Source organism: Aminithiophilus ramosus (genome assembly GCF_018069705.1).
Taxonomy (GTDB): Bacteria; Synergistota; Synergistia; order Synergistales; family Aminithiophilaceae; genus Aminithiophilus; species Aminithiophilus ramosus.
In genome coordinates this window covers 3,084,357-3,108,337 of the sequence record NZ_CP072943.1, presented here as the reverse complement: position 1 = coordinate 3,108,337, position 23,981 = coordinate 3,084,357, and the positions used below count along the sequence as shown (strand labels likewise).

The following is a 23,981-nucleotide window of genomic DNA, read 5'->3' as shown; positions in this document are numbered from 1 at the left end:
AGGCGTTCACCTCGAAAGAGCGTCTGAAAGGTTATCCACAGGCACATGCCATCATACCACAGGCTCTTCCACATAAGTTATCCACTTACCCACAACTTTTCCCCAGGTATCGTGGATAAGTCGAGAGGCTATCGGCGGGGTTTGCCCTTTTTTCACGATCTCATGAAGAAACTCACCAATCGTGACAGTCCCGTGACGAAGCCGCTCGCAGCGGAAGGCTCCACATATCCACAGGGCCTGTGGATATGTGGAAAACTTTCATCGAAAAAGCCTCCTGCGGAGGGCCCTTCGTCGGGTAAAATGGGGGACGTCGATCAGGGAGAAAGTTCCGCTCAAGGAGGCGTCGCCGGTGGATAAGTTGCTTCACGTCATCAGTCACACCGATCTCGACGGAGTCACGGCGGCAGCCGTGGCGTGGCACGGCCATTTTCCCGAGAGATCGCCCGTCAAGGTCACCCTCACCGGCTACGGCGAGGTCGATGCCCTCATCCTGGAGACGATGAAGGCCGGTCAGGACCTGCTCGTCGTCGATCTCTTCTGTCAGAGGCGGGAGACCGTCGACGAGATGGACCGCTTCTACGAAGGTGTCGCCTCTCCCGTCCTCTTCGATCATCACAAGACGACGGCCGAGGTCTTCTCCAACAGAAAGTGGGCCGTCGTCGACGTGGCCCACTGCGCCGCCAAGGTCTACTACCTCTGGCTTCTGGAGCGGACGCCCGAGGGGCCCGTCAGGGACCGACTCCTGGGACTGGAACGTCTCGTCGAGATCGCCAACGACAGGGATCTCTGGCTGGGCCGGTACGAGGAGAGCCGCCACTGGCAGGCCCTGATCACCCTCTGCGGTCCCTGGAGCGTCTTCTGCCGCCTCGTCGCCGACGGCCGGGCCGAGATGTCGCCTCACGAGCTGACTCTGGCCCTGGACTTCATCGCGCGCCAGGAAGAGCGCTTCCGTCGGGCCCTGGAGCAGGTCGAGCGCCACGGCGACGACCTGGCCCTCGTTCCGACGGGGATCCTCGATTTCGGAGACGCCTCCGACTTCTGCGGCCTCATCCTCGACCGATCGGAGAATCCGCCCGAGATGGTGGCCGTCTGCAGCCGCCGCGTCTACGGCGACTGGGCCGTCTCCCTCAGGAGCCGCCAGGGGCTGGCGGCCCGGATCGTGGGGCTCCTCAAGGACGGCAAAAAGGTGCGCGGCGGCGGACACGGCGACGCGGCGGCCCTCTACTTTCCGGCTCACTTCAGCCAGAGCCAGATTCGCGACACCCTTCTGTCGGGCATCAGGACGGCCCGCGATCAGGAGCGCCCCGTCGGCCTCACCCTGGGCGACCTCCTCAGGGCCAAGATGGAGGGAAAGTGACGGGAGGCGGCGCCGGGAAGCCGTGACGGGTCGGCGCTCCCGAAGGAGGGTCGGGAGTGCTCCCTGTCGGCGGAGCGCGGAAACCCTCTGCCTCGTGGGAGAGGGCCGTCACCTCGAAAGATGAAACTTTTTCGAGGGTCTCCCGCGCCGACGCTTCGCCCCTCTTTGGGAGAGGCCCTCGGGAAGGCGCTTAAGGAGGTTCCGATCACCATGGTTTCCGGCTGGCTTCCGGCGATGGACCTCGTCGGCACGGCGGCTTTCGCCCTGTCGGGGCCTCTCGTCGCCATGAGAAAGAGACTCGATCTCTTCGGCCTCGTCGTCCTGGCCCTGACGACGGCCCTGGGCGGAGGGATTCTGAGGGCCCTGATTCTGGGCAACACGCCGCCCGAGGCCTTCCGATCGCCTCTTTCCCTTGTCGTGGCCCTTGCGGCCGCCTCGGCGGCCCTCTTCCTGCCCAGGGGACCCGAGGGGGGAAAAGGGCTCTTCCTTCTGTGCGACGCCGTCGGCCTCGGGGCCTTCACCGTCGAGGGCGCCCTCGTCTGTCTCAGGCTGGGCCAGACCTCGGCGGTCCCCGTCCTCTTCATGGCCTGTCTGACCGGCGTCGGAGGGGGCATGATCCGCGATCTTCTCGTCCGGGAGATCCCCTTCGTCCTCCGACGGGAAGTCTACGCCACGGCCTCTCTGGCGGGAGGGGGGCTCTTCCTCCTTCTCCTCCCCCTGACGGGCGAGGTCGCGGCGGCCTTTCTGGCCTTCGGCTCCGTCGTCGCTCTGCGCCTTTCCTCTCTGGCTCTGGGGCTGCGCCTTCCCATGGCCCGACGCCTTCTTCGACGGGGTTTCCCGTCGTGAAGGAGCTCGTCAATTTCTCCGTCTACCCCTTCGATCTCGAGCCCTTCGGCGACTGGCCGACGGCTTTGGACCACTGGCGTTCCCTGGGTCTCGACGGACTGGAGCTTCTCACGGCCTTCGACGGCACGGGAGGGGCTCCGCCCGAGGCGGCGACGGGCATTCACCTCCCCTACTGGATGGACTGGTATCACCTCTGGCAGGGACGTCCCCTGCCGGACGACCTGGGAGGGGAGGAACCCCTCTACTACTTCGGCGGCTCCAGCCGCGACGACCTCGTCGCCAACCTGAGCCGCTACATGGCCCAGGGGGCGACGCTCGAGCCCGACTACGCCGTCTTCCACCTGGCCAACGCCGGAGCCGACGAGATCGCCACCAACGGCGTCGTCAACGGCGACGACGAGGTCCTTCAGGCCCTGGCCGAACTTCTCGCCCGGGCCTGCGCCCCCTTCGGCGGCAGGCCGCCGATGCGCCTTTACTTCGAGAACCTCTGGTGGCCGGGGCTCACCTTTCTCGACGCCGGTCCCATCGAGGCCTTCGCCGAGGCTCTCCCCTTCGACGACTGGGCCTTTCTTCTCGACGTGGGGCATCTGCTCAACACGACCGACGAGCCAAAGACGGAGGAGGAGGCCCTCGCCTACGTCCTGGCCCGTCTCGACGCCCTCCCTGTCTGGGTCGTCGACCGCATCGAGGCCGTCCACCTCCACAAGAGCCTCTCGGGACCGCTGCGGCGCCGGACCGGCTTCTTCGCCGCCGCCGCCGACCTGAGGGGCAGGACCCTGAGGGAGAGGGCCGACGAGGCGCGGCGCAGGCTCTTTCTCGTCGACGAACACCGTCCCTTCGAGACCGGCGTCGCCCGCGCCCTCGTCGAACGGGTCGAGCCTCTTTTCGTCACCCACGAACTGAACGCCCCTACGGTGGAGGCCAAAAGCGCCGCCGTCGTCACCCAGCGCCGCGCCCTGAGATCCGGACCGGCATGAAGCGGTTCCCGCCCGAGGCCGGGAGCGGGGGACGACGCGGTTTCGAACGGGCGCTTCTTGCAGGAGAAGCGCGTCACTCACGAGGAGGTCCTACGATGGTGATCCAGGGGCGGAAACGAAGAATTGCCCTGCTCTACGCCTCGGCCGGAACGGGCCACAAGACGGCGGCCCTGGCCCTGGCCCGCTGGTTCGAAAGGGAGTCTCCCGGCTGCGAGACGCTCTGTCTCGACACGCTCGACTTCACCAACGCCCTCGTCCGGGGACTCTACACCCGATCCTATCTGGAGATGGTCCGTCGGGCCCCCCAGCTCTGGGGCTACTTCTACGACAGCCTCGACGAGCCCGAGGCCGCCGACGGCGTCGTGGCCACCCTCAACGAGCTGACGGAGAGGCTCCATCTGAGCCGTCTCATCGAGCGTCTCGAGGCCTTCAACCCCGACGCCCTTCTTTTCACCCACTTCTTCGGCGCCGCCGCCGTGGCCGAGCGCCTGCTGCCCCGCCGTCCCGTCTTCTACGTCAACACCGACTTCCTGAGCCATCTCTTCCACCGCCACCACCCCTTCACGGGCTGGTTCGTCGCCAGCGACGAGACGGCCCTCCAGTACGGGGCCGACGGCATCGCCATGGACCGCGTCGTCGTCTCGGGCATTCCCGTGTCGCCCCGCTACGGTTCTCTCCCGTCGAAGGCCGAGGCCCGCGCCGCCCTGAATCTGGCCGACGAGGAGAGGGTCGTCCTCGTCATGGGAGGAGGCATCGGCGTCGGCCCCTTCGAGGAGGTCATCGCCTCCCTCCTCGAAGGAGATCTGACGATCCTGGCCGTCTGCGGCAACAACGCGAAGGTGCGCTCCCGCCTCGAGGAGCGCTTCGGCGGGGTGACGAGGCTCCGGGTTTCCGGCTTCGTCGACGCCATCGAAAACCACTACGTCGCCTCGGACCTCATCTTCACCAAGCCCGGGGGGCTGTCGACGTCGGAGATCCTCTGCACGGCGACGCCCATGGTCATCGTCGACCCCATACCGGGCCAGGAGCAGCGCAACAGCGACTACCTCCTCGACAGGGGGGCGGCGCGGGTCCTCTTCGATTACAGGACGGCCCGCATCAAGGCCGAGACCCTTCTGGCCGACGAGACCGAGAGGGCCCGGCTCCGACGGTGCGCCCTCTCTCTGGCCCGACCCGAGGCGGGACGGACGGTGGCCGTCGAGGTTCTGGAGAGGCTCGAACGGCGATAGGACAAAAAAGACGGACCTTTATCGTGGAGGGGTCCTTGACTTGCCGGGGCGCTGGACCTATTTTTATTCACGACGAAGAGGCCTGAGGCCTGATTCGGCAAAAGATGGGGAGAGATCTTTCGGGAAGCCGGTGAGAATCCGGCACAGTCCCGCTACGGTGAGGGCGACGAGGCGTGCGAGGCAACCGACTCGGTCGGTGAGGCGCGCGCCGCAGGCGATCCCGAGTCCGGATACCGAAACCTCTCCGGCGACAGTCTCCCTCGAGGGCCGGGGAGGCCGTTCGTTTCGCGTCCGAGGCCCCGAGAGGGGCCTTTTTCGTTGGTCCGAGGCCTTCAACCGTCCGAGGAGGAGTGTGTGAAATGAAACGAACCGGAACGTTCCGCTGGAGCCTGCTCCTGGCCCTCGTCTTCGCCCTGGCGGCGGGGACCTCCTGGGCCGCCCTGACCGATGCCGACGCCGTCTTCCTGACCGTCGACAACACCTACACGGCGGCCACTCTGGGCACGATCGAGATGGCCAGTCCCGACGTGATCTCCCAGAACCTCGTCACGGGCCTGGGCGTCGATCCCATGGGCTTCGTCGTCGAGATCTGGGGCGAGAAGAAGATCCTCCTCCGCGAGTACAAGGGGAGCGGCACGGCCGACACGGTGAGCCTCTACCCCGGAGAGGACTGGTCGGGCCCCGTGGCCCAGAAGGCCTTCGGCGACAACATCCAGCAGGCCCAGGTCGAGGGCGACTACCTCTACGTGGCCAACTGGGGCAACACGGGACTCCGGCCGGGATCGATCGAGCAGTATGACGTCGCGGACTTCCTCGACGGGACGGCCGACGTCGAACCCGTCGAGACCCTCTCCTTCGACGACGGCGACGCCTTCACCGACCAGGTCAAGGATTTCCGCATCGTCGACGGCTACCTCTACGCCCTCGTCTCCGACGTGGACGGCACCTTCACCTACGACGCCGGTCGGCTCTACAAGATCTCCCTCCCCGACATGACCGTCGTCGACAGCCTGAACGTGGGCAAGAACCCCGGCGCCGCCGTCACGAAGGCCGCCATGGCCCTTTACGGCAACGCCCTCTACGTGGCCTGTTTCGGAGGCGGCTACGGCGGCGCCCTCGAGCCCTCCCTCGTCAAGGTGGACCTGACGGCCTTCACGGCCACCGTCATCGACGACGGCTCGGCCCTTCCCGACACCACCTACGGCTACTGCGGCCTCGCCGTCGCCTCCGACGGGGCCCTCCTCGTCAATGTGGCCTCGTCGAACTGGCTGAACCCGACCCTGCTCTACCGGACGACCGTCGGCGGACTCGAGGCGGCGGCCCTGGCCGACGACTTCTGGGAGGACAAGGAGGTCGACCTTTCGGAGGTGGCCTACGGCCTGGGCATCGGCTTCGGAGGCACCCTCTTCTTCGACGGCGCCACGGACCGTTTCTGGGTCGAGGGGAGCTACGCCGCCGTCACGATCGACAGGGCGGGGGCCCTCCTGAGGGCCTACGAGGCCACCGAGCTGGGCGGCAATCCCTACGATCTTCTTCCCGCGGCGGGCCTGAGCTTCTCCGGCGAGATCCTCCGTCCCAGCGGCGGCTCGAGCGGCGGCTGCAACGGCGGCTTCGTCCCCGCCGGCCTGCTCCTCCTCGTGCCCCTTTTCCTTCTTTCGGGCAGGCGCTAGGCCCCGGAAGAGGCGGGCTACAGCTGAAAAGGAAGAGCCGGGGCGGCAGGGCCGTCCCGGCTCTTTCGGGACGATAGGCGAGAGGATGGCGCAGACCATGAGAAAAAGGATTCCCTTGCTGGCGGCGGCCCTCGTCGCCCTGGGCCTCGGGGCCCGCCCCGTCGAGGCCGTGACGGAGCTGCCTTCGGTCCTCGTCACGGCCGGAGCCCTCGGCGACGAGGATCAGGACGTCTCTCCCGGAGCGGTGACGGTCATCGTCCCCGAAGAGGTCCGCGGCGAGTTCAAGACCCTGCCGGAGCTGCTCGACCAGTCCGTGGGCGTCCACGTCATCCGCACCCAGGGACGGGGCGGCTACACGGTGGCCTCCGTCCGGGGGAGCACGTCGGCCCAGGTGGCCGTCTACGTCGACGGCGTCCTGGCCAACCTCGAGAGCGAGGCCGCCGTCGACCTGGCGACCATTCCCGTCGAGAACGTGGCCCGCATCGAGGTCTATCGGGGCCACGTCCCGGCCGCCTTCGGCGTCTCGGGCATGGGGGCCGTCATCAACATCGTCACCGTGGCCCCCGAAAGGGCCCAGGGCTCTCTCCTGGTCGGGCTGGGAGAGTACGGCGAGTACCGCTCGGCCCTGCGCTACGCCACGCCCCTTCTGAGCGGCGACCTCCTCGTCGCCACGGAGTTCTCGGGCAGCGACGGCGATTTCTCCTACCTCAACGACAACGGCACGGCCTACAACGGCAACGACGACTACGAGGCGACGCGCCTCAACAACGGCTGGGACCAGCGCAACCTGCTCCTCAAGTGGAGCCGTGACGCCTGGACGGCCCGTTTCTCCTGGCAGGACCGGACGCGCGACCTGCCCCTTCAGGCTCCGGGCAACGACAAGAGGAGCTCGCAGCGCGACGGGACCCGCCTGGAGACGGAGAAGTGGGACGTCGCCCTGGGACGGACCTTCCGCGTCGGCGACGTCGACATGAGCCTTCAGGCGGGCCATCTGGAGCAGGAGAAGGAGTTCTTCAACCCCTACAACTACCTGGGCCAGTACGGCGACCTCCACAACCTCTACAAATCGGACCGGGACTTCCTCTCCCTCGCGGCCTCGCTCCCCGTCGGCCTCGATCACTACCTGGAGTTCTTCGGGACCTATTCCCGCGAGAATCTGGACGTCGAGGGAGACGTCGTGGACAACCTGGGGGGCAAGAGCCGCTTCGGACGGGACAAGATCGACCTCTCCCTTCAGGACTCGATCACCCTCAACAGGGCGGGGACGCTCGTCGCCGTCCCGACGCTGAAGTGGAACGACGTCGACGGCGAGGGACACCTCTCCTGGTCTCTGGCCGCCGACTGGCTCTTCGCTCCCGCCTGGCGCCTCAAGACCTCCTTCGGCCGGTACCACCGGGCGCCCAACTTCTACGAGCTCTACGGCGACGGCGCCACCATCCTGCCCAACGAGAAGCTCGACTGGGAGGAGGGGAGCCAATGGGACCTGGGGCTCCACTGGAAGGGGGCGTGGCGGTCCGTCGAAACCCGCGTCGGCCTGACCTATTTCCACAGCGAGGTGGACAACCTCGTCGAGTTCATCATGATCAACCCCCGCTACGGCCAGTACCAGAACGTCAGCGACGCCGAGATCGACGGCGTCGAGCTGGAGACGCGCTTCATCCGTCATCCCTGGGACCTGACCCTCTCCTACACCTACATGAGGGCCCTCAACAAGACGGCCGACAGTTTCCAGTACGACAAGAGGCTGCCCAACCGCCCCGAGAGCGCCGTCCACGCCCGTCTGGCCTATGCCGCCTCGGAGCGGCTCCGTCTCTTCGGCGAGGTGGACTACACGGGCGACAACTACCTGGACCAGCGCGAGACGGTCTGCTACAGCGACCTCACCGTCGTCAACGCCGGCCTGAGCTGGAACCTGGACGACGACAAGGTCCTCACCGTCGGCGTCAACGACCTTTTCGACAAGTCCAAGGAGATGACCCTCGTCCCCACGAGCGGGGCCGAAGGGCTGGCCTGGTATCCCCTTCAGGGGAGGACCTGGCTGGTCAGCCTCCTCTGGAAGTTCTGAGTCGGACGGTCTCCCTCCTTTTTCGGCCGGGGCTTCCCTCAGGGGAGGCCCCGGTGTTAGTCTTTGCCGGGAAGGGGTGAAGGGGCGTGAAGGTAGAGAGGAACGTCGTCGTCGCCGTCGATGCGGAAAGGCTTCTGGAGAGGGTCGGCCGAAGGCGCCGCGAGGCCTTCCGGCCTCTTGTCTCGTCCCTTCTGGCCGAGCTGGCGGGCCTTCTCGATCCGGCCTTCGTCTGGACCGTCGCCGACGTGAGGCGTCTCGGCGACGGCGCCGTCGATCTCGACCTGGACGGGCGCAGAGGAAGTCTCTCCATCGGGCCCCGGTGGCGCCTCCTGGCGGGAGCCTCCCGGGTCGCCCTGGCCCTGGCGACGATCGGCCCCGGCCTGGAGGAGAAGGTCCGGGCCCTCGCGGACGAGGATCCGCCGAGGGCGGCGATCCTCGACGGGGCGGGCACTCTGGCCCTGGAGGCCCTCACGGCCCGGCTCTTCGGCGACGTCGAGGGATGGGCCCGATCGCTCGGCTCGGGGACGGGACCGGCCCTCCTGCCGGGCTCTCTCGAAGGATGGTCCGTCGAGGGGCAGAGGGAGATCGCCGCCTTTCTCGATCCGTCGTCGATCGGCGTCTCTTTATCCCCTCAGGCCCTGCTTCGCCCCTTCAAGAGCCTCTCCCTGGCCGTCGGCCTCGGTGCCGGATTCGGCGGCGACCGGATCGGCTCCCTCTGCGGCGACTGCCGCCTGAGGGAGAGCTGCCTCTGGCGCCGCGAGGGGTGAGCCGTCGAGGCAGCCGGTCCCGCCGCGGCGGCCCATCCCTGAGAGGCTGTCCCGATCTCCACGATCGTTTCGCGAGGAGGGAGCGTCCGATGGACAAGAGCAGCCGTTCCTGCCGCCTCACGATCCGTTTCGGCCCGTCGGAAAGGACCGTCGAGGCCTCCGTCGGCGAGACCCTTCTCGACGTCCTCCGCCGGGAGGGCTTCTTCGTCGAGGCCCCCTGCGGCGGCCGAGGGCTCTGCGGCGGCTGCCGCCTGAGAGTCTCGGGAGACCTCTCCCCTGCCGACGAAGGGGAGAGAGCCCTCCTGGGCTCCCGGTCCGCAGAAATCCGCCTGGCCTGCCGCGCCCGTCTCGCGGGGGAGGCGACGGTGACCCTCGGCGTCCCGGGAGGGGGCGGGACGGTTCCCTTCGACGGAGAGGCTCGAAAGACGGTTCAGGAGACGGTCTTCGTCCCCCTTTCCTTCGACTGGGACGAGCTGGCCCCGTCGGCGAGCGTCCTCGAAGGGATCGGCTCCATGCTGGCCCGGGCGGGCCATGCCGTCGAAGCGGGAAACCTCGATGGGGCGGCCTCCCTCGGAGACGGTCTGCGGCCGGGCTGGCGGACCTCCCTCCTGGCCGTCCTGCGAGGGGGCGTCCTGGCCGGCTTTCTCCCCCATCGGGAGGGGGCCCGGCCTCTCGGGGCCGTCTGCGACATCGGCACGACGACGCTTGTCGCCTACCTCGTCGACCTGGAGAGGGGAAGGGTCCTGGCCGCCCTGAGGGGGCGGAATCCCCAGGCCCTCTACGGCGGCGACGTCCTCTCCCGCATCGCCCGGGGCCTGGCCGACGCCGCCTCTCTGCGGGCCCTGACCGATTCGGTCCGAGCCGAGGCGGGACGCCTGCTTGTCGCCCTGGCCGACGGAGAGGGGCTCGACGTCGGCCACTGCGTCGACGTTCTCCTCGTCGGCAACGCCGTCATGCACCACCTCTTCCTGGGGCTCTCGCCCGTCACGCTGGGAAGGCTTCCCTTCGCCCCTCTCCTGCGCCGCACGCCGCCCCTTCGGGCCGGCGACGTCGCTCTTCCCCTCGCGCCGTGGGCGCGGGTCCGCTTTCTTCCCCTGCTGGGCCGTTTCGTCGGCTCCGACATGACGGGCCTCCTCGTTCGCGCCGCCGCCCTTCCCCCGAAAAGACGCCTCCTCGTCGACGTGGGGACCAACGGGGAGATCGCCCTCGTCGTCGGCGAGCGGATCGTCGTCGGCTCCACTGCCGCCGGCCCCGCCTTCGAGGGCGGGAACGTCTCGTCGGGGATGGTGGCCCTTCCCGGCGCCGTCGACGGCGCCCTCTGGCGGGACGACGACATCGCCCTCTCCGTCATCGGCGGCGGAACCGTCGAGGGCCTCTGCGGGCCGGGCCTCATCGACGTCGTCGCCCTGCTGGTCCGGAAAGGAGCCGTCGACGGCTCGGGAAGGATCGCCGACGGCGAGGCGATCCCCTTTCCCCGCCTGGCCCGGCGCGTCGAAAGCCTCGAAGGCCGACGGCGGATCCGCCTCGGCTCCGCCGAACAGGGCACTCTCGTCCTGACCCAGCAGGACATCCGCCAGCTTCAGCTGGCCAAGGGGGCCCTCCAGGCCGCCATGGAAGAGCTTCTCGACAGGGAGGGGCTGACCTGGAACGACGTCGACGAGTGCCTTCTGGCCGGGGCCTTCGGCGGCGCCCTCCGTCCCGAATCGCTGCTGGCCCTGGGGCTTTTCCCCGAGGCGATGAGGGGCCGGATCGCCTCCGTCGGCAACGGAGCCGGAGAGGGGGCCCTGACGGTCCTCCTTGGGGGGCCGGAGGCCTGGGACGAGGCCCAGGCCCTGGCCGACCGAGCCGAGTCGGTCGACCTCGAAGGTCGGGGGACCTTCCAGGACCGTTTCATCGAGGCCCTCCGCCTGGAGAGCCGGGGAGGGGCCTGAGGGGGATCTCCTTTTCCGCCCCGGCCTTCCAGGGTCTCGGCGGAAAAATAAAAGAGGGATGGAGGAATTTCTCCTCCATCCCTCTCCGGCGTCATCGTAGCGTCGTCAGAAGGGGCGTCGCAGGATCAGAAGGGGCAGGAGCAGGATGAGGGAAAGGGGCCCGAAGCCGTTGCAGCCGCTCGACCCCTCGCCGGTGAAGGTGAGGGTCACGGGCTGGCCGTTGAAGGTGAAGTGAAGCCTGTCGCCGGCGGCGAGGTCGGGCAGGCCGATTTCGGTGACCTCGCCCATGGGAAGGCTCCTGTCGGCGAAGTCGCCGTCGAGGAAGGTCCCTCTCACGTCGAGGGCCTTCTCCGTCCCGTCGGCGGCGACGCACCGGAGGGCGAGGCCGTCGTAACGGCTGTTGTTGCGGACGTAGAGGGTCTTCTCGCCCGGCATGGCGCAGGAGGCCTCCATGGCGCCGCCGAGGGCCTCGTCGACGGTCAGCAGGGGAAGGTAGGCCCTGCCGTCCCACCAGGTCACCTCGAGGGTCTCGATGGCTCCCAGGGTGGGGACCATGTCGTTGGAGGCGGTGATCTTCTGTCCCTCCGGAGAGAGGGAATAGAGGAGGAAACCGAGGGCCTCGTCCGAGATGTCCTCGCGGTAGACGGTCCAGAGGTGACGGGCCACGGGGAATTTGCGCGAGGGGGCCGACGGCGCGGGATCGTCGGAGGGGCCCACGTCGACCATGACGAATTTCTTGGCCGGATTGTCCCTCAGGTCGGCCAGGCAGTAGAAACGGCTGTCGTAGCCGATGGCGGCCACGTCGTTGGAGACCTCCGTCAGCATGTTCTTTCCCTTGGCGTCCACGCGGGCGCCCGGCGCCTGGGCCCGTCCGGCCAGGAGGTCTCGGCTCACGACGTGCATCTTGCTGTCGCTGTCGTAGTCGCTGATCCAGACGACGATCTCCCGGTCCTCTCCGCCCACCTCGCTCCAGTTGGTGACGACGCCCGTGTAGATGTCGCGCAGCGCGTCGAAGGTGAGGTTTCTGACGGGGTTGTCGGGGTTGACGCAGAAGATGACGGGGTCGATCGTCGTGGGAAGCTCGGTGAAGACGACACCCGCCTCTTCGGCGGCCTCGATGGCCTCGAGAACCTCCTCTCGGTCCTGGTCGGCGAGGGCGAGGGTGGAGTTGACGATGTCGGCGCTCCCGGCGGCGAGGTTGATGAGACCGCCGTCTTTGCCGACGGTGGCGACGTCGACGGCGACGTCGGGATGGGCGGCCGAGTAGCTTTCCTTCAGGGCCAGAGAGTATTTCTCCGTCACCATGGAGCCCTGGACGCGGACCGTCGTCGCCGAGAAGGCGGCGGCGGCGAGAAGAGACAGGCAGAAAACGGAAAGGACAAGACGTCTGAAACCGCTGGAGAACGTGCCGATCATGGAAGATCCTCCCTCTCTTGTGGCTGTCGATGATGTCGCGGTTCTCGTCCCCGCCCCTTCCGTCGCACCTCCTTCTGGGGATAAAAAGGACCGGCTTTCCGGAAACGACGGAAAGCCGGTCTCGGGGACCGCACCGGTTTCCTCCTTTCCGCAGGGAGGCGAAGCCGTTTCCGGCTCCACCCTATCGGCCCGGTGCCGTGGGGAGGTCCCTTTAGGCCGTCGGGCTCGGAGGCGTATGAATAATGACCAGAAGATTGTAGACGCCGAGCCGTTCCTCTTCAAGGAGGGGCGTCGAAGAGCGCGAAAGACATCAAGCGAGCCCCCTTCTCCTCCGAGAAAGATTCAGGAGGGAACGCGGAATCGGAAGTCCTGCCGCATCGGACCCCGGCGGGGAGTGGCCGTCGACGCCTTTGAGGAATCCTTTCGGCGGAGTTCTGGGCAGGGTCTCGTCCGAGCGATGACGGACCGCTCCGCCCGTGCCTCGCCCTAGCCCTAGCCTCTGTGCCCGAAGGCGCCTGTTCGCTCGGGCCAAGACGACAAAGGAGACGCCATGTCCCCCTCCCAGACCTATCTCCCTCAGGTTCACTACTACTCGGACCGGTTGCAGTCGCGGCTGAGGCGGATCGGCACGTTCCGCACGACCTTCGTCGAGGCCCCTTCCGGAGCGGGCAAGACGACGGCCGTTCAGGATTTTTTCGCGCAGGAAGAGGGCAAAGGCGCCGAGGTCCGCTGGTTCGTGGCCAGCGAGGAGCCCTGCACCTCGGGGTGGCTGCGGCTGAGCCGCGAGCTCGAGGCCATCGATCCCGAAACCGGTTCCCGCCTGCTCCGCCAGGGATTTCCCGTCGAGGAGAATCAGGGGGAGATCGCCCAGGCGCTGATGGAGCTGCGCTGCGACGACCCGACCTACCTGGTCTGCGACAACTTCCAATTCATTCAGAAGAACCTCCCGCCGTCGGTCTGGCGGGCCCTCGTCGAGCACGGCGGCAAGAGGCTCAAGGTCGTCATCCTCACCCAGCAGCTCTCGTCGCGGGGGCTGGCCGTCCTGAGCAACGCGGGCGTGCTCCGCATCGACAACGAGGACCTCTATCTTCGGGCCGAGGAGATCGGGGAGTACTACCGTCTGGCCGGGGTGGAGCTGAATCGGGAGCAGATGGAAAGCCTTCACCGCTACTCCGAGGGATGGATCGCCGCCTTGTACCTCCAGTTGGTGAGCTTCATCCGCAACGGCTCCTTCGGGCACAAGACCGGCATCTACGAGCTCGTCCACGAGCTGTTCTGGCGCGATCTCTCCCTGGAGGAACGGCACGTTCTCTTCCGCCTTTCTCCCTTCGACAGCTTCTCTCTGCCTCAGGCCTGCTTTCTCCTCGGCGTCGAAGCCCTTTCGGAATCTCTTGTCGAAGGCCTTCGCCGCGGCCCCTTTGTGCGCTACGACATCACCAGCCGCCGGTATTTTCTCCACGCCATCATTCTCGACTTCGTCCGTTCGGCCCTGCGCGACGAGCCCCAACCGCTGCGGCGGGCGATTCTCCACCGGGCCGGCCAGTGGTGTGCCGGTCAGGGCGAAAAGACCCGTGCCCTGGACTTCTTCTACCGTCTCCGAGACTTCCCGGCCATCCTCTCCCTCGATCTGCGCTGCGCCGACCTGTCTCGGGCCGTCCTGGACAAGAGCCTCGATACGATGCTTCCCCTCCTGCGCGACGTCGTCGACAACGCCACGCCCGAGCTGCGTCGCGACCATGCCTTCACCTTCATCTCCATCGCCTTCGAGGCCTTCACTCTGGGCGATATGGCGCTCTACGGCCGACTCTGCGCCGAGATGAAGGAGCTCCTGGACAAAAGCGACATGGACGAGGGAAGGCGCCGCTCCCTGTTGGGAGAACTCCACCTGGCCATCTCCTTCGGCGCCTACAACGACATCGAGGGGATGGGAAAAAGCCATCAGCGTGCATGGGAGCTGCTGGGGACGACGAGCTCCCTCTTCGAGCCCGATTCGCCCTGGACCTTCGGCTGGCCCTCGGTTTTGGGGATGTACCATCGCGACCCGGGCCGGCTGGATAGCGAGATGGACCAGATGGATTACTGGCTTCCCCGTTACAGCGCCCTGACGTCGGGTAACGGCAGCGGAGCCGACCTGCTTTTCCGTGCCGAGGCCCTCTTCTGCCGCGGACGTGACGGCGAGGCCGAAGGCCTGGCCTTGAAGGCCCTCGAAGTGACCCATCGCCACGATCAGGACAGCCTCTATCTCTGCGCGACCTTCCTTCTCCAGCGGATCGCGCTGCTTCACGGCGACGGGCCGTCCCGCGACGCGAGTCGAGCCCTCATGGAAGAGTGCGCCCGTCACTCTTCCTACGCTCTGTCGAGGCGGATCGCCGACATGGCCGCGGGGTTCACGGCTGTCCTCCTCGACGCTCCCGACGGCGTGCCCGCCTGGCTCCGGGAGGGCCACTTCCTCAAGACGCTCTCTCCCTCCGTCCCCTTCGCCTTCATGATCTACGGGCGCCTCCTGCTTCTGACGGGGCGGGAGCGGGAGGTGGTCCTGCGCTCCGAAGCGTTTCTCTTCGCGGCCCGGCGCTACCGGAGCCTCTTGGCCGAAATCTGCGTGACCCTTGACATCGCCGTCGCCCAGAGCCGCCTGGGCCGGGAGAGCGACGGCGTCGACACCCTGGTCCGGGCCCTCGACCTGGCCCTGCCCGACGGGCTTTACCTCCCCTTCGCGGAAAACGCCGACCTCCTGGGATCTCTTCTCGACAAGGCCCTGTCCGGCAAAGAGGCCGACGGACGCCACGAGCTCCTGGAGCTCAGGGCACGCTACGGCCGGGGCAGGGAAAGGCTCCTCTCCGGTCTCCCGGGAAAGGAGGGACGTCCCGGCGGCCTCACGTCGCGGGAATACGAGGTGGCTCGGCGCGTCGCCGAGGGAAAAAACAACGGCGAGATCGCCGCCGAACTCTTCCTGTCGGAGAACACCGTCAAATATCACCTCAAGTCGGTTTTCCGTAAACTCCAGATCGGTTCTCGCCGTGACGTGCAAAGGGCTCTCAGGAAAGACTACTCCTGAAACTACCCGCAAGGGTTATGGTTTTCCGGAGAGGCTCTCCCTATCCTCGAAGAGGATGGGGAGAGCCTCTCCGACGTGACAGGGCATTGACGGTGGGCAAAGGGGAGTGCGGCCTGGGTCGCACTCCCGTGGTGTCGGGCGAGGTCCGTCTCCTGACATACGAGGTCGGGTACGATGGCCTCGGGGGAACGGGACCGCTGACGGACGGAGGTGAGGGGCATGGCGGAAAAGAGAGGAGGGAGAAGGGTGGCCTTCATAAGGTCTATCGTTCCTCTGAACGATTGGCGTCTCTTCGTGGAGATGGAGACGGGCAGCGTCATCGTCGTCGACGTGAGCCGGAAGCTGAATACGGCTCGCTACGGTGACTTGCGTGACGTCGCGCTCTTCCGCGCCGTCGCTACCGACGGCGACGTCATTTCCTGGGGCGACGGACGAGTGATCGTCACGGTCCGCGAGCTGATGGATGTCGTTTTCTGCGACGTCCATCCCTTGTCCGAGGGGATGGGAGAGGGAGGCAGATAGGTGATGACAGGAAAAACCGCTCTTTTCGCGGTGCCCCTTTTCGTCTTGAAGGGGGACTCCCGGTGTTGCCGGGGGAGGCGGACCGCGGAGTCTCTGGGGGAGTGTGCCGTCGATGTGCCCCATGGCCTCGGCCGGGGGGAAAAGGCGAAATGAGGGCGAAAAGGGGCCTGGCCCTGCTCTTGGGAGGTGCCCTTCTCTGGGTGATTTGGCAGCCTCCGATCCCCGAATCGGGCTTTTCCTACGCCGTCCGCGAGGGAGATCGGGTCTGGCGGGTTCAACGGTTTTTCCGGTCATCGCCTGTCGCGGGGGCGAGACTGGGGACGGTGGAGGGGCTGTCGCCGACCTTCGTGGCCTGGGCGACGATCACCCCCTCCGACGCCGTGGAGGGTGAGCCGGAGGGCGTCTGCTTTTTCGACGGTGACGGCGATTTTTCGGGATTTATGCCCCTGTCGGGAGAGAGGCTGCAGGCGCTCGAAGCCCTGCGTATCGAGGGCGATAGCCTTCTTCTGGCCCTTTCCGGCCCGGGAGGATCGCGGGAGCTCGTCGTTCCCCTGGAGGAGGCCCGTCTTTCCTGGTCCAGGGGCGGGTGCGACACCTTCAGGGAATCCCGATGGGAGTGACCGAGGAGGAAGGCGGTCCGACGGGACGATCGCGGCCGACCGAGGAGCGGAGAGACCTTCCTTTCTCGGCGCCGTGAGGTAAGATGAGGGTGCTGTGCCGAGGCCCGGAAGGGCCGTCGTCGTCCGTCGTCCGCCCCGTGGCGCCTTGCGGGGTCGTCGATCCGAGAACGGGGAAGGTGGGGATCGCGATGAGAAAAGGAATGGTGCTGTGGGGCTCGTTCTTCCTTTTCTGGGCCTGGGCGGCAGGGGCCAGGGCCGATGATTTTTCCGTTCTTTCCTTTTCTCCTCAGGGGGAGACGTCGGGCCGGCCGGAGATCGGCCTGACCTTCTCGGCCCCCGTGGCCGAAGCGGGGCTGGTCGGGAAGATCGTGCCGTCCCAATCGCTGCCCCTGGAGATCAGGCCGCCCCTCGAGGGCGACGCCGTCTGGGACGGACCCGACCGGCTCGTCTTCACGCCGCGCGCCGCCCTGGCTCCGGCGACGGAGTACCGCGTGACCCTCAAGGCGCTCCGCGACCGATCGGGGCGTCTTCTGGCCGGGCCTCAGTCCTTCGAGTTCCGCACGGCTCCGCTGAAGCTTCTCTCCGTCCGTCCCACGGAGCGGACGCCTTACGGGGAGATGACGCTGGAATTCTCCTTCTCCCTTCCTGTTCCGCCTCAGCGATTGGCCGGCTTCGTCACGGCCGAGAGCGACGGGCGGAGGGTCGAGCTGACCCCGCAGGGGCAGGTGCCGTCTGAGAGGGTCGTCGTCAGGACCGAGTCCCTCTCGGGCCCGTCCCTCCGGCTGACCGTCGAGAGGGGACTCGCCTCCGATGCGGGACCTCTGGGGCTCGAGACGACGGAGACGATCACTCTCGACGCCTCGCCGCGCCTTTCCGTCACCGGAAGCTACGCCGAGAGCGGCGATGACGAAGGACGGCTCGTCCTCTACACCTCCCGTCCCGTCGACCCCGCCGACGTCCGGGGCTACCTGGCCCTGTCGCCGGAGAGAGCCTTCCGCGTCGAGCCTCTCTACGGCGGCTTTGCCCTCGTCGGCGCCTTCGCCCCCCGCGAGAGGGTCACCGTCACCCTGAAAAAGGGGCTGGGCGGGGGCGAGGGGCTGGGCGCCGACGAGATTCTCTCCCTCGTCCTTCCCGATCGGGACCGTTCTCTGCGCTTTCCCGTGGCGGGGACCTTCCTCTCGACGGCCGAGGCGCCGCGCATCCCCCTGGAGACGGTCAACGTCGATGCCGTCGACGTCTCGGCTTGGAAGCTCTACCCGAACAACGTCCCCCTCGTCACGGGAGCGCTCGGGGAGGGGACGGAGCCGCCCAAGGCCCTTAGCCGCTCTCTGGGGACGACGGCCTTCCGCGTCGACAGCCGCCTCAACGGGACGGTCCGCAGCGCCCTCGATCTCGGTGCCCTTCTCGGCGAAGATCGCGGCGTCTTTCTCGTCGAGGCCCGCGACGGAGCCGACGGCTGGGACGTGGCGCGTCAGGTGGTGACCCTGACCGATCTGGGACTTTCGGCCCGCGTCTGGGAGAGGGGGCTGCTGGTCTGGGTCAACGGTCTCTCCTCGGCCGAGGCCGTCAAGGGAGCCGCCGTCTCGGTCTACTCGTCGAGCAACCAGCTCCTGGCTCAGGGCGTGACCGACGGCGACGGCCTCTGGGTCGCCGAGAGGGATGTCCCCTGGGACCCTCAGCTGCGTCCGGCCGTCGTCACCGTCGCTCACGAGGGAGACCTCTCCTTCCTGACCTTGGCGGGAGACCGCTTCGCCGACGGCGCCGACCGATCGGGTTCCCCCTGGGTGACGACCTACGAGGCCGCCTGCCTGCTTCCCCGCGGCATCTTCCGTCCCGGCGAAGGCGTGACGATCACCTCTTGCGTCCGCGGTCCCCGGATGGCCCTGCCCGGCACCTTCCCGGTCCTCTGGAAGGTGACCAACGCCCTGGGGATGGAGGCCTTCCGGGGTGTCGAGTCCCTCTCCGCCCAGGGGACGGCGACGGCCGCCTTCGAGCTCCCCGTCGAGTCGCCCACGGGGCGCTACCGCTTCGACCTTTTCGTGCCCGGAGCGGAGGAGACGCCTCTGGGCGGCGCCGTCTTCCAGGTCGAGGATTTCACTCCGCCCCGCATCGAGGCGGACCTGGCCTCCTCTCGATCCCAGACGCGGGGGGGCGAGGCGCTGAACCTCTCCTTCGGCGCCGCCTACCTCTTCGGTGCCCCGGCGCCGGACCTCGAATGGGAGCTTCAGGCCCGTACCCTGCCCCGGACCTACCGCTCCGCCCGCTTCCCCCAGTTCGTCTTCGGCGACGGCGAGAAGGATTTCCAGGGCTCGGAGCTCTTCATCGCCTCGGGCGTCCTCGACGCGTCGGGCCGGGCCTCCTGCGACTGGACTGTGCCCGGCGAGTGGACGGCCCCGTCCCTGGTGGAGCTTGCCCTCTCCCTCCAGGTCATGGAACCGGGCGGCCGCTGGGTCTTTCGTCCCCTCTCCCTTCCCTGCGCCGTGACGCCTCTCCAGATCGGCATCCGCAGCCCCGAGGGAGATCTCCTTCCCGACAGGCCCCTTCCCTTCGAGGTGGCCGCCGTCACGGCCGACGACCTTCCCGCCGAGGTCTCCCTGACCTGGGAGCTTTTCTCCCTGGCCGACCGCTACGTCATGGTCCGCGAAGAGGGTCGGACACGGATGGGCTGGCAGGAGGAGAAGGTGCCCCTCTCGCAGGGGACTGTGGCCCTCGGGAAGGGACGGGCGCCTCTCTCCCTCCGGCCCGGCGGCGAGGGGCGCTTCCTTCTCGTCCTCTCCGACGGCGAGGGGTCGTCGGCCTCGACGCGCTTCGACGTCTGGCGCCCCTGGGGGAGCGCCGCCAGGGGCGCCTCTCTCCCCGACCGGGTCGAACTGGAGCTGGACAGGGACCGTTACGGGGCCGGCGATCGGGCCTCCCTGGCCTATCGGGCCCCCTTCCCGGGGCGGGCCCTCTTCACCGTCGAGGCCGAAGGCCTCGTCGAAGCCCGCGTCCTCCGCGCCGGCGCCTCGGGCAACGTCGCCTTCTCCGTCGACGGGCGCATCTGGCCCAACGGCTGGTGCACCTTCCAGATGATCCGTCCCGCCGGGGGCGACGGCCCCGTCAGCGCCCTGGGAGCTCTCCCCCTGCCGGTGGAGACGGGGTCGAGCCGCGCCTCGGTGACCCTCGAGCTCCCCGACAGGGCCGAGCCCGGCGGGACCCTCCCCGCCGTCGTCCGCGTCACCGACGACAGGGGCCGGCCTCTGTCGGGAGAGATCTGGCTGGCTCTGGTCGATCGGGCCGTTCTGGGGCTCACGGGCCACGAGACGCCCGACCCGCAGGCGCTCTTCACGGCCCGGCGCAGGCTGGGCTCGAGAGCCCGCGACCTCTACGACGAGCTGATCCCCGTCGAGTCGCGCCAGACGCCCCTGCTTCATCCCGCCGGCGGAGCGGGAGCCGCCCAGGGGCCCCTCCTCTCGCCCTTTCAGGCCCGAGGGTTCCGCCTTCTCTCCGAGGTCCGCTCCCTGGCCGTCGAGGAGGGCGAGGCCCGAACCTCCTTCGACCTGCCCCAGTTCTCCGGCGGGGCCCGCCTCATGGCCGTCTTCTCCGGCGCCTCCGTCGGCTCGGCCCAGGACGACGTGACCGTCTCCCGGCCCCTGACCGTCGATCCGAGCCTTCCCCAGGTTCTCGCCCCCGGCGACCGCCCCGTCGTCCCCCTCCAGATTCTCTCGACGGCCTCGGGCGATCTGACCCTGGAGGTGGCCGTCGAGGCCCGGGGTTCGCTGAGGCTCGACGGCCAATCGGCCTTCTCCCTGACGGTGGCCCCCGGCGAGAGCCGCCTCCTCGACCTTCCCCTGGAGGCCTCCGCCGAATCGGGATACGGGGCCCTTTCCGTCGCCGTCAGGGGACCGGACCTCGATTTCGTCGTCGAAAGGGAGACCGTCGTCCGTCCGCCCATGCCTCCCCTCACCCTTTCGGGGAGCGCCGTCATCGAAGGAGGCTCCTTCGTCATGAAGGAGGAGGGGCGCTGGCTTCCGGGGACGCTTCGGACCTCCCTTTACCTCTCGGGATCGCCCGAGGCCGATCTGCTCCCCCTCGTCGCCCTCCTGAGGGACTACCCCTACGGCTGCCTGGAACAGCTTGTCTCCTCGGCATGGCCTCTCGTCGTCCTTCCCGACAGAGCCGCCGGGGCCCGATCCATCGGGGAGACCGTCGCCAGGCTCCAGACCTACCAGCTCTACAACGGAGGCTTCGCCTCCTGGCCCAACGGCTCCTTAGACGGCTGGGGAAGCCTCTATGCCGCCCATTTCCTGGCCTCTCTCGAGGCGGGACAGGTCCCCGAAGCCATGGCCCGCCGCGTCCGGTCCTTCCTGGCGTCGGTCCTCTCCGACATCTCCGACGACGGGGAAGCCCTGTCGCGCAAGGCCTACGCCGCCTACGTCATGGCCCTCTCGGGGGAGCCCCCTCTGGGCTGGATGGCCTGGCTCGCCGAGAGGGCCGGCGAAATGGACGACGCCGGGCGGGCCCTCCTGGCCGGCGCCTACGGCCTTGGCGGCAAAAAAGAGGAGGGATTGGCCCTCGCCGGCGGCACCGGCCTCCAGGGACGCGATCGCTACGCCTCGCCCCTCAGGGACCGGGCCCTCCGTCTCCTTGCCCTGGGCGTCCTCGATCGAGGCGGAGCCGCCGAGGCCTCTCTGGCCGCCGAGCTCCTCCGCTCCGTCGCCTCCGGGCCTCTCTCCTCCCAGGAGGCGGCCACGGCCCTTATGGCCCTGGGCCCCTACCTCGCCCGGGCCGACCTCCGCCCCTTCTCGGCCGTCGTCGACGACGGCACGAGGCCGGTCTCCCTGGCCACGGGCGACGACCTTCTCCTTTCGGCCGACCGCTTCGTCGCCTGGAAGGTGGAAAACGCCGGTCCCGGTCCCCTCTACGCCTCCTGGACGGCATCGGGCGTCCCCCTCGACGCCGTCGCGGCCGAGGACCGGGGCATCCGGGTGCGCCGCACCTTCACCGACAGGGAGGGCGTGGCCATCGACACGAGCCGGCCCCTGACCCTGGGCCAGGAGATTCATGTCCGCATCGACATCGTCCCCACGGGGGCGGTTCGCGACGTCGTCGTCGTCGATCTTCTCCCCGGCTGTTTCGACGTCTGGAATCCCGCCCTGGGGCCTGCGGAGGAGACGGTCGGAGCCCGTCGCGACGTCCGCTTCGACAGGGTCCTCCTCTTTCCCGACGCCCTGGACGGAAGCGTCACTCTCGGGTACCGCTGCCGCGTCGTTGCCCGAGGCGATTTCGCCCTCCCTCCCGTCGTGGCCGAGGCCATGTACGCCCCGGGAGTCCGCAGCCTCGGCGGCGGGGGACGGCTGACGGTCCGCTAGATGGCCCGAGGTCCCGGGGCGATCCTTCTGGGCGCCCTCCTGGCGGCCCTTCTCTGGCAGACGCCGTCCCTCCTTCCCGTCGAGGAGGCGCCCCCTCTCGAGGCGTCGCCGACGGTGACCGACCGGGAGGGACGGCTTCTCTGGGCGGGACTGACGGAGAACGAGGAGGTCTGTCTCCCCCTTCCCCTGGAGGAGATGGGACGCTGGCTTCCTCTCGTCGTCGTCGAGGTGGAGGACCGTCGCTTTTTCGGCCACGGAGGCGTCGACGGAATCGGCCTTATCCGGGCCGTCGCCCAGAACCTGAGACAGGGGAGGATCGTCTCCGGAGGGTCGACGCTGACGAGCCAGCTCGTCCGCCTCCTTCATCCCCGGCCGAGAACCCTGGGGGCCAAGGCCGTCGAGTTCCTCCAGGCCCTGGCCCTGGAGCGCCGCCTCCCGAAAGAGGCGATCCTCGAGGCCTACCTCAACAGGGCTCCCTTCGGCGGCAACCTGAAGGGAGCGGCGGCGGGAGCCCTGGCCTGGTGGAACAAGCGGCCTCGGGACCTCTCCCTGGCCGAGGCGGCCACGCTGACGGCCCTTCTCAAGGGGCCCACGCGCTACAGGCCCGACCTCTATCCCGAGCGGCTCAGGGCCAGGAGAGATCTCATCCTGGCCGAGCTGGCGCGGCGGGGGCGGGTGACGGAATCGGAGGCCCGTCTGGCCATGGCCGAGGCGATCCCCCGGGCCATGACCCTCCCCCGGGAGGAGTTCCTCTTCGCCTCCCAGGTCCTGAGCCGCGGCGGCGGCCGTTCGACCCTGGACGCCTCCCTTCAGCGCCTCGTCCTCGACAGCCTCGCGGCGGGGCTGCGCCCCCTGCCCCAGGAGGTGACGGCGGCGGCCGTCGTCGTCGACAACCGCGATGGATCGGTCCGGGCCTACGTCGGAAACGGCCGATTCGGCTCCTCCCTGCCCTGGGGCTGGGTCGACTGCGCCTCGGCCCCCCGATCGCCGGGATCGGCTCTGAAGCCCTTCCTCTACGCTATGGCCCTCGACGAGGGGCTCCTCTCGCCGTCGTCCCTCATGGCCGACACGCCCCTGGCCCTTTCGGGCCGGGCGCCGCGCAACTTCGATCTGCGCTACCGAGGCCCCGTCTCCATGGCCGACGCCCTGGCCGATTCCCTCAACGTCCCCGCCGTCCGGGCCCTGAGGGCCCTCGGCGTCGAGCGCTTCCTCCACCGCCTCCGGGGGCTCGGCTTCTCCCGACTCACCGGCGACGGCGCCCGCTACGGCGACTCCCTCGTCCTGGGAGGCTGCGAGGTGACGCCGCTCGAAATGGCCCGGGCCTACAGGACGCTCGCCTCGGGGCGCGACGGCCCCTTGCGCTTCGTCGAGGGAGAGGGCCTCAGGGAGGCGTCCTCGCCCTTCTCGGAGGGAAGCGCCTTCCTCGTCGGCCAGATCCTCGGCGACGGCCGCCGCCTCTCTCCGGCCCAGCGCAGCCTCCTCCGGGGACGGGCGGAGATGGCCCTCAAGACGGGCACCTCCTACGGCCTCCGCGACGCCTGGGCCGTGGCCTGGAACGAGGCGTGGACCGTCGTCGTCTGGATGGGCGACCCCCTGGGGACGTCCCATGCGGAACTGATCGGACTCGCCGCGGCCGTCCCTCCCGCCGTCGAGATCATGGCCGTCCTGGGGGGCTCCCTGCCCGAGCGTCCCGCCTCCGTGGGCCGCCGCGCCGTCTGTTCCCTCTCGGGTCTGCCGCCCACGTCGGCCTGTCCCCATCTCGTCGAGGCCTGGTATCTTCCCGGCCTCTCCCCCTCCGGGCCCTGCTCCCTCCACCGGTGGCAGGGGGGGCAGGGCGTCACCCTGTGGCCTCACGAATTGGCTCCGCCCGGAGAGAGGCCCCTCAAAGAGGCCCTTTTCCGGATCGCCTCTCCCCTCGAGGGCGCCACCTACCTCCTGCCCCCCTGGGGCGATCCCCCTCGGGTGCCCCTGGCCTGCGAAGGGGCGAGGGGGCGGGTCGGCTGGTTCGTCGACGGCCTCCATCTGGGAGAGGCCCGGCCGGGACAGACCCTTTTCTGGACCCTTTCGGCCGGACGGCACAGAGTCGGCGCCGTCGACGAGGCGGGGCGCTTTCACAGCGTCCACGTCGAGGTGACGCCCTGGGGGGCGGGACAGCCCTGAGCGGGGTCCCGCGGC

Annotated in this window: 14 protein-coding genes and 2 riboswitches; of the genes, 13 read left to right on the top strand and 1 reads right to left on the bottom strand. The window is 68.5% G+C overall.

Annotated features, from left to right (window positions below):
* The first annotated feature begins 349 nt into the window (after positions 1-349).
* From KAR29_RS13970 to KAR29_RS13935, 8 genes are all read left to right on the top strand, one after another.
* Positions 350-1,357, top strand: coding sequence for a DHH family phosphoesterase (locus KAR29_RS13970; RefSeq protein ID WP_274373606.1), 1,008 nt, complete (start codon positions 350-352; stop codon positions 1,355-1,357).
* 210 nt (positions 1,358-1,567) lie between these two features.
* The gene (locus KAR29_RS13965; protein ID WP_274373605.1) at positions 1,568-2,203 is read left to right on the top strand and encodes a trimeric intracellular cation channel family protein; all 636 of its coding nucleotides are present in this window, start codon (positions 1,568-1,570) and stop codon (positions 2,201-2,203) included.
* Positions 2,200-3,180, top strand: a complete 981-nt coding sequence (locus KAR29_RS13960) for a TIM barrel protein (protein ID WP_274373604.1) — start codon at positions 2,200-2,202, stop codon at positions 3,178-3,180. The genes KAR29_RS13965 and KAR29_RS13960 overlap by 4 nt, the downstream gene beginning before the upstream one ends.
* 95 nt (positions 3,181-3,275) lie before the next feature.
* A complete protein-coding gene (locus KAR29_RS13955) occupies positions 3,276-4,409 on the top strand; it encodes an MGDG synthase family glycosyltransferase (protein WP_274373603.1) in 1,134 nt (377 codons plus the stop codon).
* A 61-nt stretch (positions 4,410-4,470) separates the two neighbouring features.
* Positions 4,471-4,667, top strand: a riboswitch (cobalamin riboswitch).
* 101 nt (positions 4,668-4,768) lie between these two features.
* Complete coding sequence (locus tag KAR29_RS13950; RefSeq protein WP_274373602.1) at positions 4,769-6,079, top strand: Synerg-CTERM sorting domain-containing protein; 1,311 nt, start codon at positions 4,769-4,771, stop codon at positions 6,077-6,079.
* Between the two features lie 97 nt (positions 6,080-6,176).
* Entirely contained in the window at positions 6,177-8,144 is a 1,968-nt protein-coding gene (locus KAR29_RS13945; RefSeq protein ID WP_274373601.1) for a TonB-dependent receptor plug domain-containing protein, read from the top strand.
* A gap of 86 nt (positions 8,145-8,230) precedes the next feature.
* Positions 8,231-8,911 carry a hypothetical protein gene (locus tag KAR29_RS13940; RefSeq protein ID WP_274373600.1) on the top strand — a complete coding sequence of 227 codons (681 nt, stop codon included), beginning with the start codon at positions 8,231-8,233 and terminating at the stop codon, positions 8,909-8,911.
* 89 nt (positions 8,912-9,000) lie between these two features.
* Entirely contained in the window at positions 9,001-10,842 is a 1,842-nt protein-coding gene (locus KAR29_RS13935; protein ID WP_274373599.1) for an ASKHA domain-containing protein, read from the top strand.
* Between the two features lie 105 nt (positions 10,843-10,947).
* Here the strand turns inward: KAR29_RS13935 and KAR29_RS13930 are convergent, their stop codons facing one another.
* On the bottom strand, positions 10,948-12,258 hold the full coding sequence (locus KAR29_RS13930; protein ID WP_274373598.1) for a substrate-binding domain-containing protein: 1,311 nt from the start codon (positions 12,256-12,258) through the stop codon (positions 10,948-10,950).
* Between the two features lie 125 nt (positions 12,259-12,383).
* Positions 12,384-12,501, bottom strand: a riboswitch (molybdenum cofactor riboswitch).
* 307 nt (positions 12,502-12,808) lie between these two features.
* Here KAR29_RS13930 and KAR29_RS13925 point away from each other — a divergent pair.
* The 5 genes from KAR29_RS13925 to pbpC all read left to right on the top strand — a co-directional run bounded on the left by KAR29_RS13925 (position 12,809) and on the right by pbpC (position 23,966).
* Positions 12,809-15,313 (top strand): helix-turn-helix transcriptional regulator, encoded by a 2,505-nt coding sequence (locus KAR29_RS13925; RefSeq protein WP_274373597.1) that lies wholly within the window; start codon positions 12,809-12,811, stop codon positions 15,311-15,313.
* A 219-nt stretch (positions 15,314-15,532) separates the two neighbouring features.
* Entirely contained in the window at positions 15,533-15,835 is a 303-nt protein-coding gene (locus KAR29_RS13920) for a DUF2442 domain-containing protein (RefSeq protein WP_274373596.1), read from the top strand.
* Between the two features lie 149 nt (positions 15,836-15,984).
* On the top strand, positions 15,985-16,455 hold the full coding sequence (locus KAR29_RS13915; protein ID WP_274373595.1) for a hypothetical protein: 471 nt from the start codon (positions 15,985-15,987) through the stop codon (positions 16,453-16,455).
* 188 nt (positions 16,456-16,643) lie between these two features.
* Positions 16,644-21,806, top strand: coding sequence for an Ig-like domain-containing alpha-2-macroglobulin family protein (locus KAR29_RS13910; RefSeq protein WP_274373594.1), 5,163 nt, complete (start codon positions 16,644-16,646; stop codon positions 21,804-21,806).
* Positions 21,807-23,966 (top strand): penicillin-binding protein 1C, encoded by a 2,160-nt coding sequence (gene pbpC / locus KAR29_RS13905; RefSeq protein WP_274373593.1) that lies wholly within the window; start codon positions 21,807-21,809, stop codon positions 23,964-23,966.
* Positions 23,967-23,981 lie beyond the last annotated feature (15 nt).

Excerpts from the sequence above, each read along its gene's own strand:
- KAR29_RS13965 (WP_274373605.1), top strand. The coding sequence starts at position 1,568 with ATGGTTTCCGGCTGGCTTCCGGCGATGGACCTCGTCGGCACGGCGGCT.
- KAR29_RS13955 (WP_274373603.1), top strand. The coding sequence starts at position 3,276 with ATGGTGATCCAGGGGCGGAAACGAAGAATTGCCCTGCTCTACGCCTCG.
- KAR29_RS13950 (WP_274373602.1), top strand. The coding sequence starts at position 4,769 with ATGAAACGAACCGGAACGTTCCGCTGGAGCCTGCTCCTGGCCCTCGTC.
- KAR29_RS13945 (WP_274373601.1), top strand. The coding sequence starts at position 6,177 with ATGAGAAAAAGGATTCCCTTGCTGGCGGCGGCCCTCGTCGCCCTGGGC.
- KAR29_RS13935 (WP_274373599.1), top strand. The coding sequence starts at position 9,001 with ATGGACAAGAGCAGCCGTTCCTGCCGCCTCACGATCCGTTTCGGCCCG.
- KAR29_RS13930 (WP_274373598.1), bottom strand. The coding sequence starts at position 12,258 with ATGATCGGCACGTTCTCCAGCGGTTTCAGACGTCTTGTCCTTTCCGTT.
- KAR29_RS13925 (WP_274373597.1), top strand. The coding sequence starts at position 12,809 with ATGTCCCCCTCCCAGACCTATCTCCCTCAGGTTCACTACTACTCGGAC.
- KAR29_RS13920 (WP_274373596.1), top strand. The coding sequence starts at position 15,533 with ATGGCGGAAAAGAGAGGAGGGAGAAGGGTGGCCTTCATAAGGTCTATC.
- KAR29_RS13915 (WP_274373595.1), top strand. The coding sequence starts at position 15,985 with ATGAGGGCGAAAAGGGGCCTGGCCCTGCTCTTGGGAGGTGCCCTTCTC.
- KAR29_RS13910 (WP_274373594.1), top strand. The coding sequence starts at position 16,644 with ATGAGAAAAGGAATGGTGCTGTGGGGCTCGTTCTTCCTTTTCTGGGCC.
- pbpC (WP_274373593.1), top strand. The coding sequence starts at position 21,807 with ATGGCCCGAGGTCCCGGGGCGATCCTTCTGGGCGCCCTCCTGGCGGCC.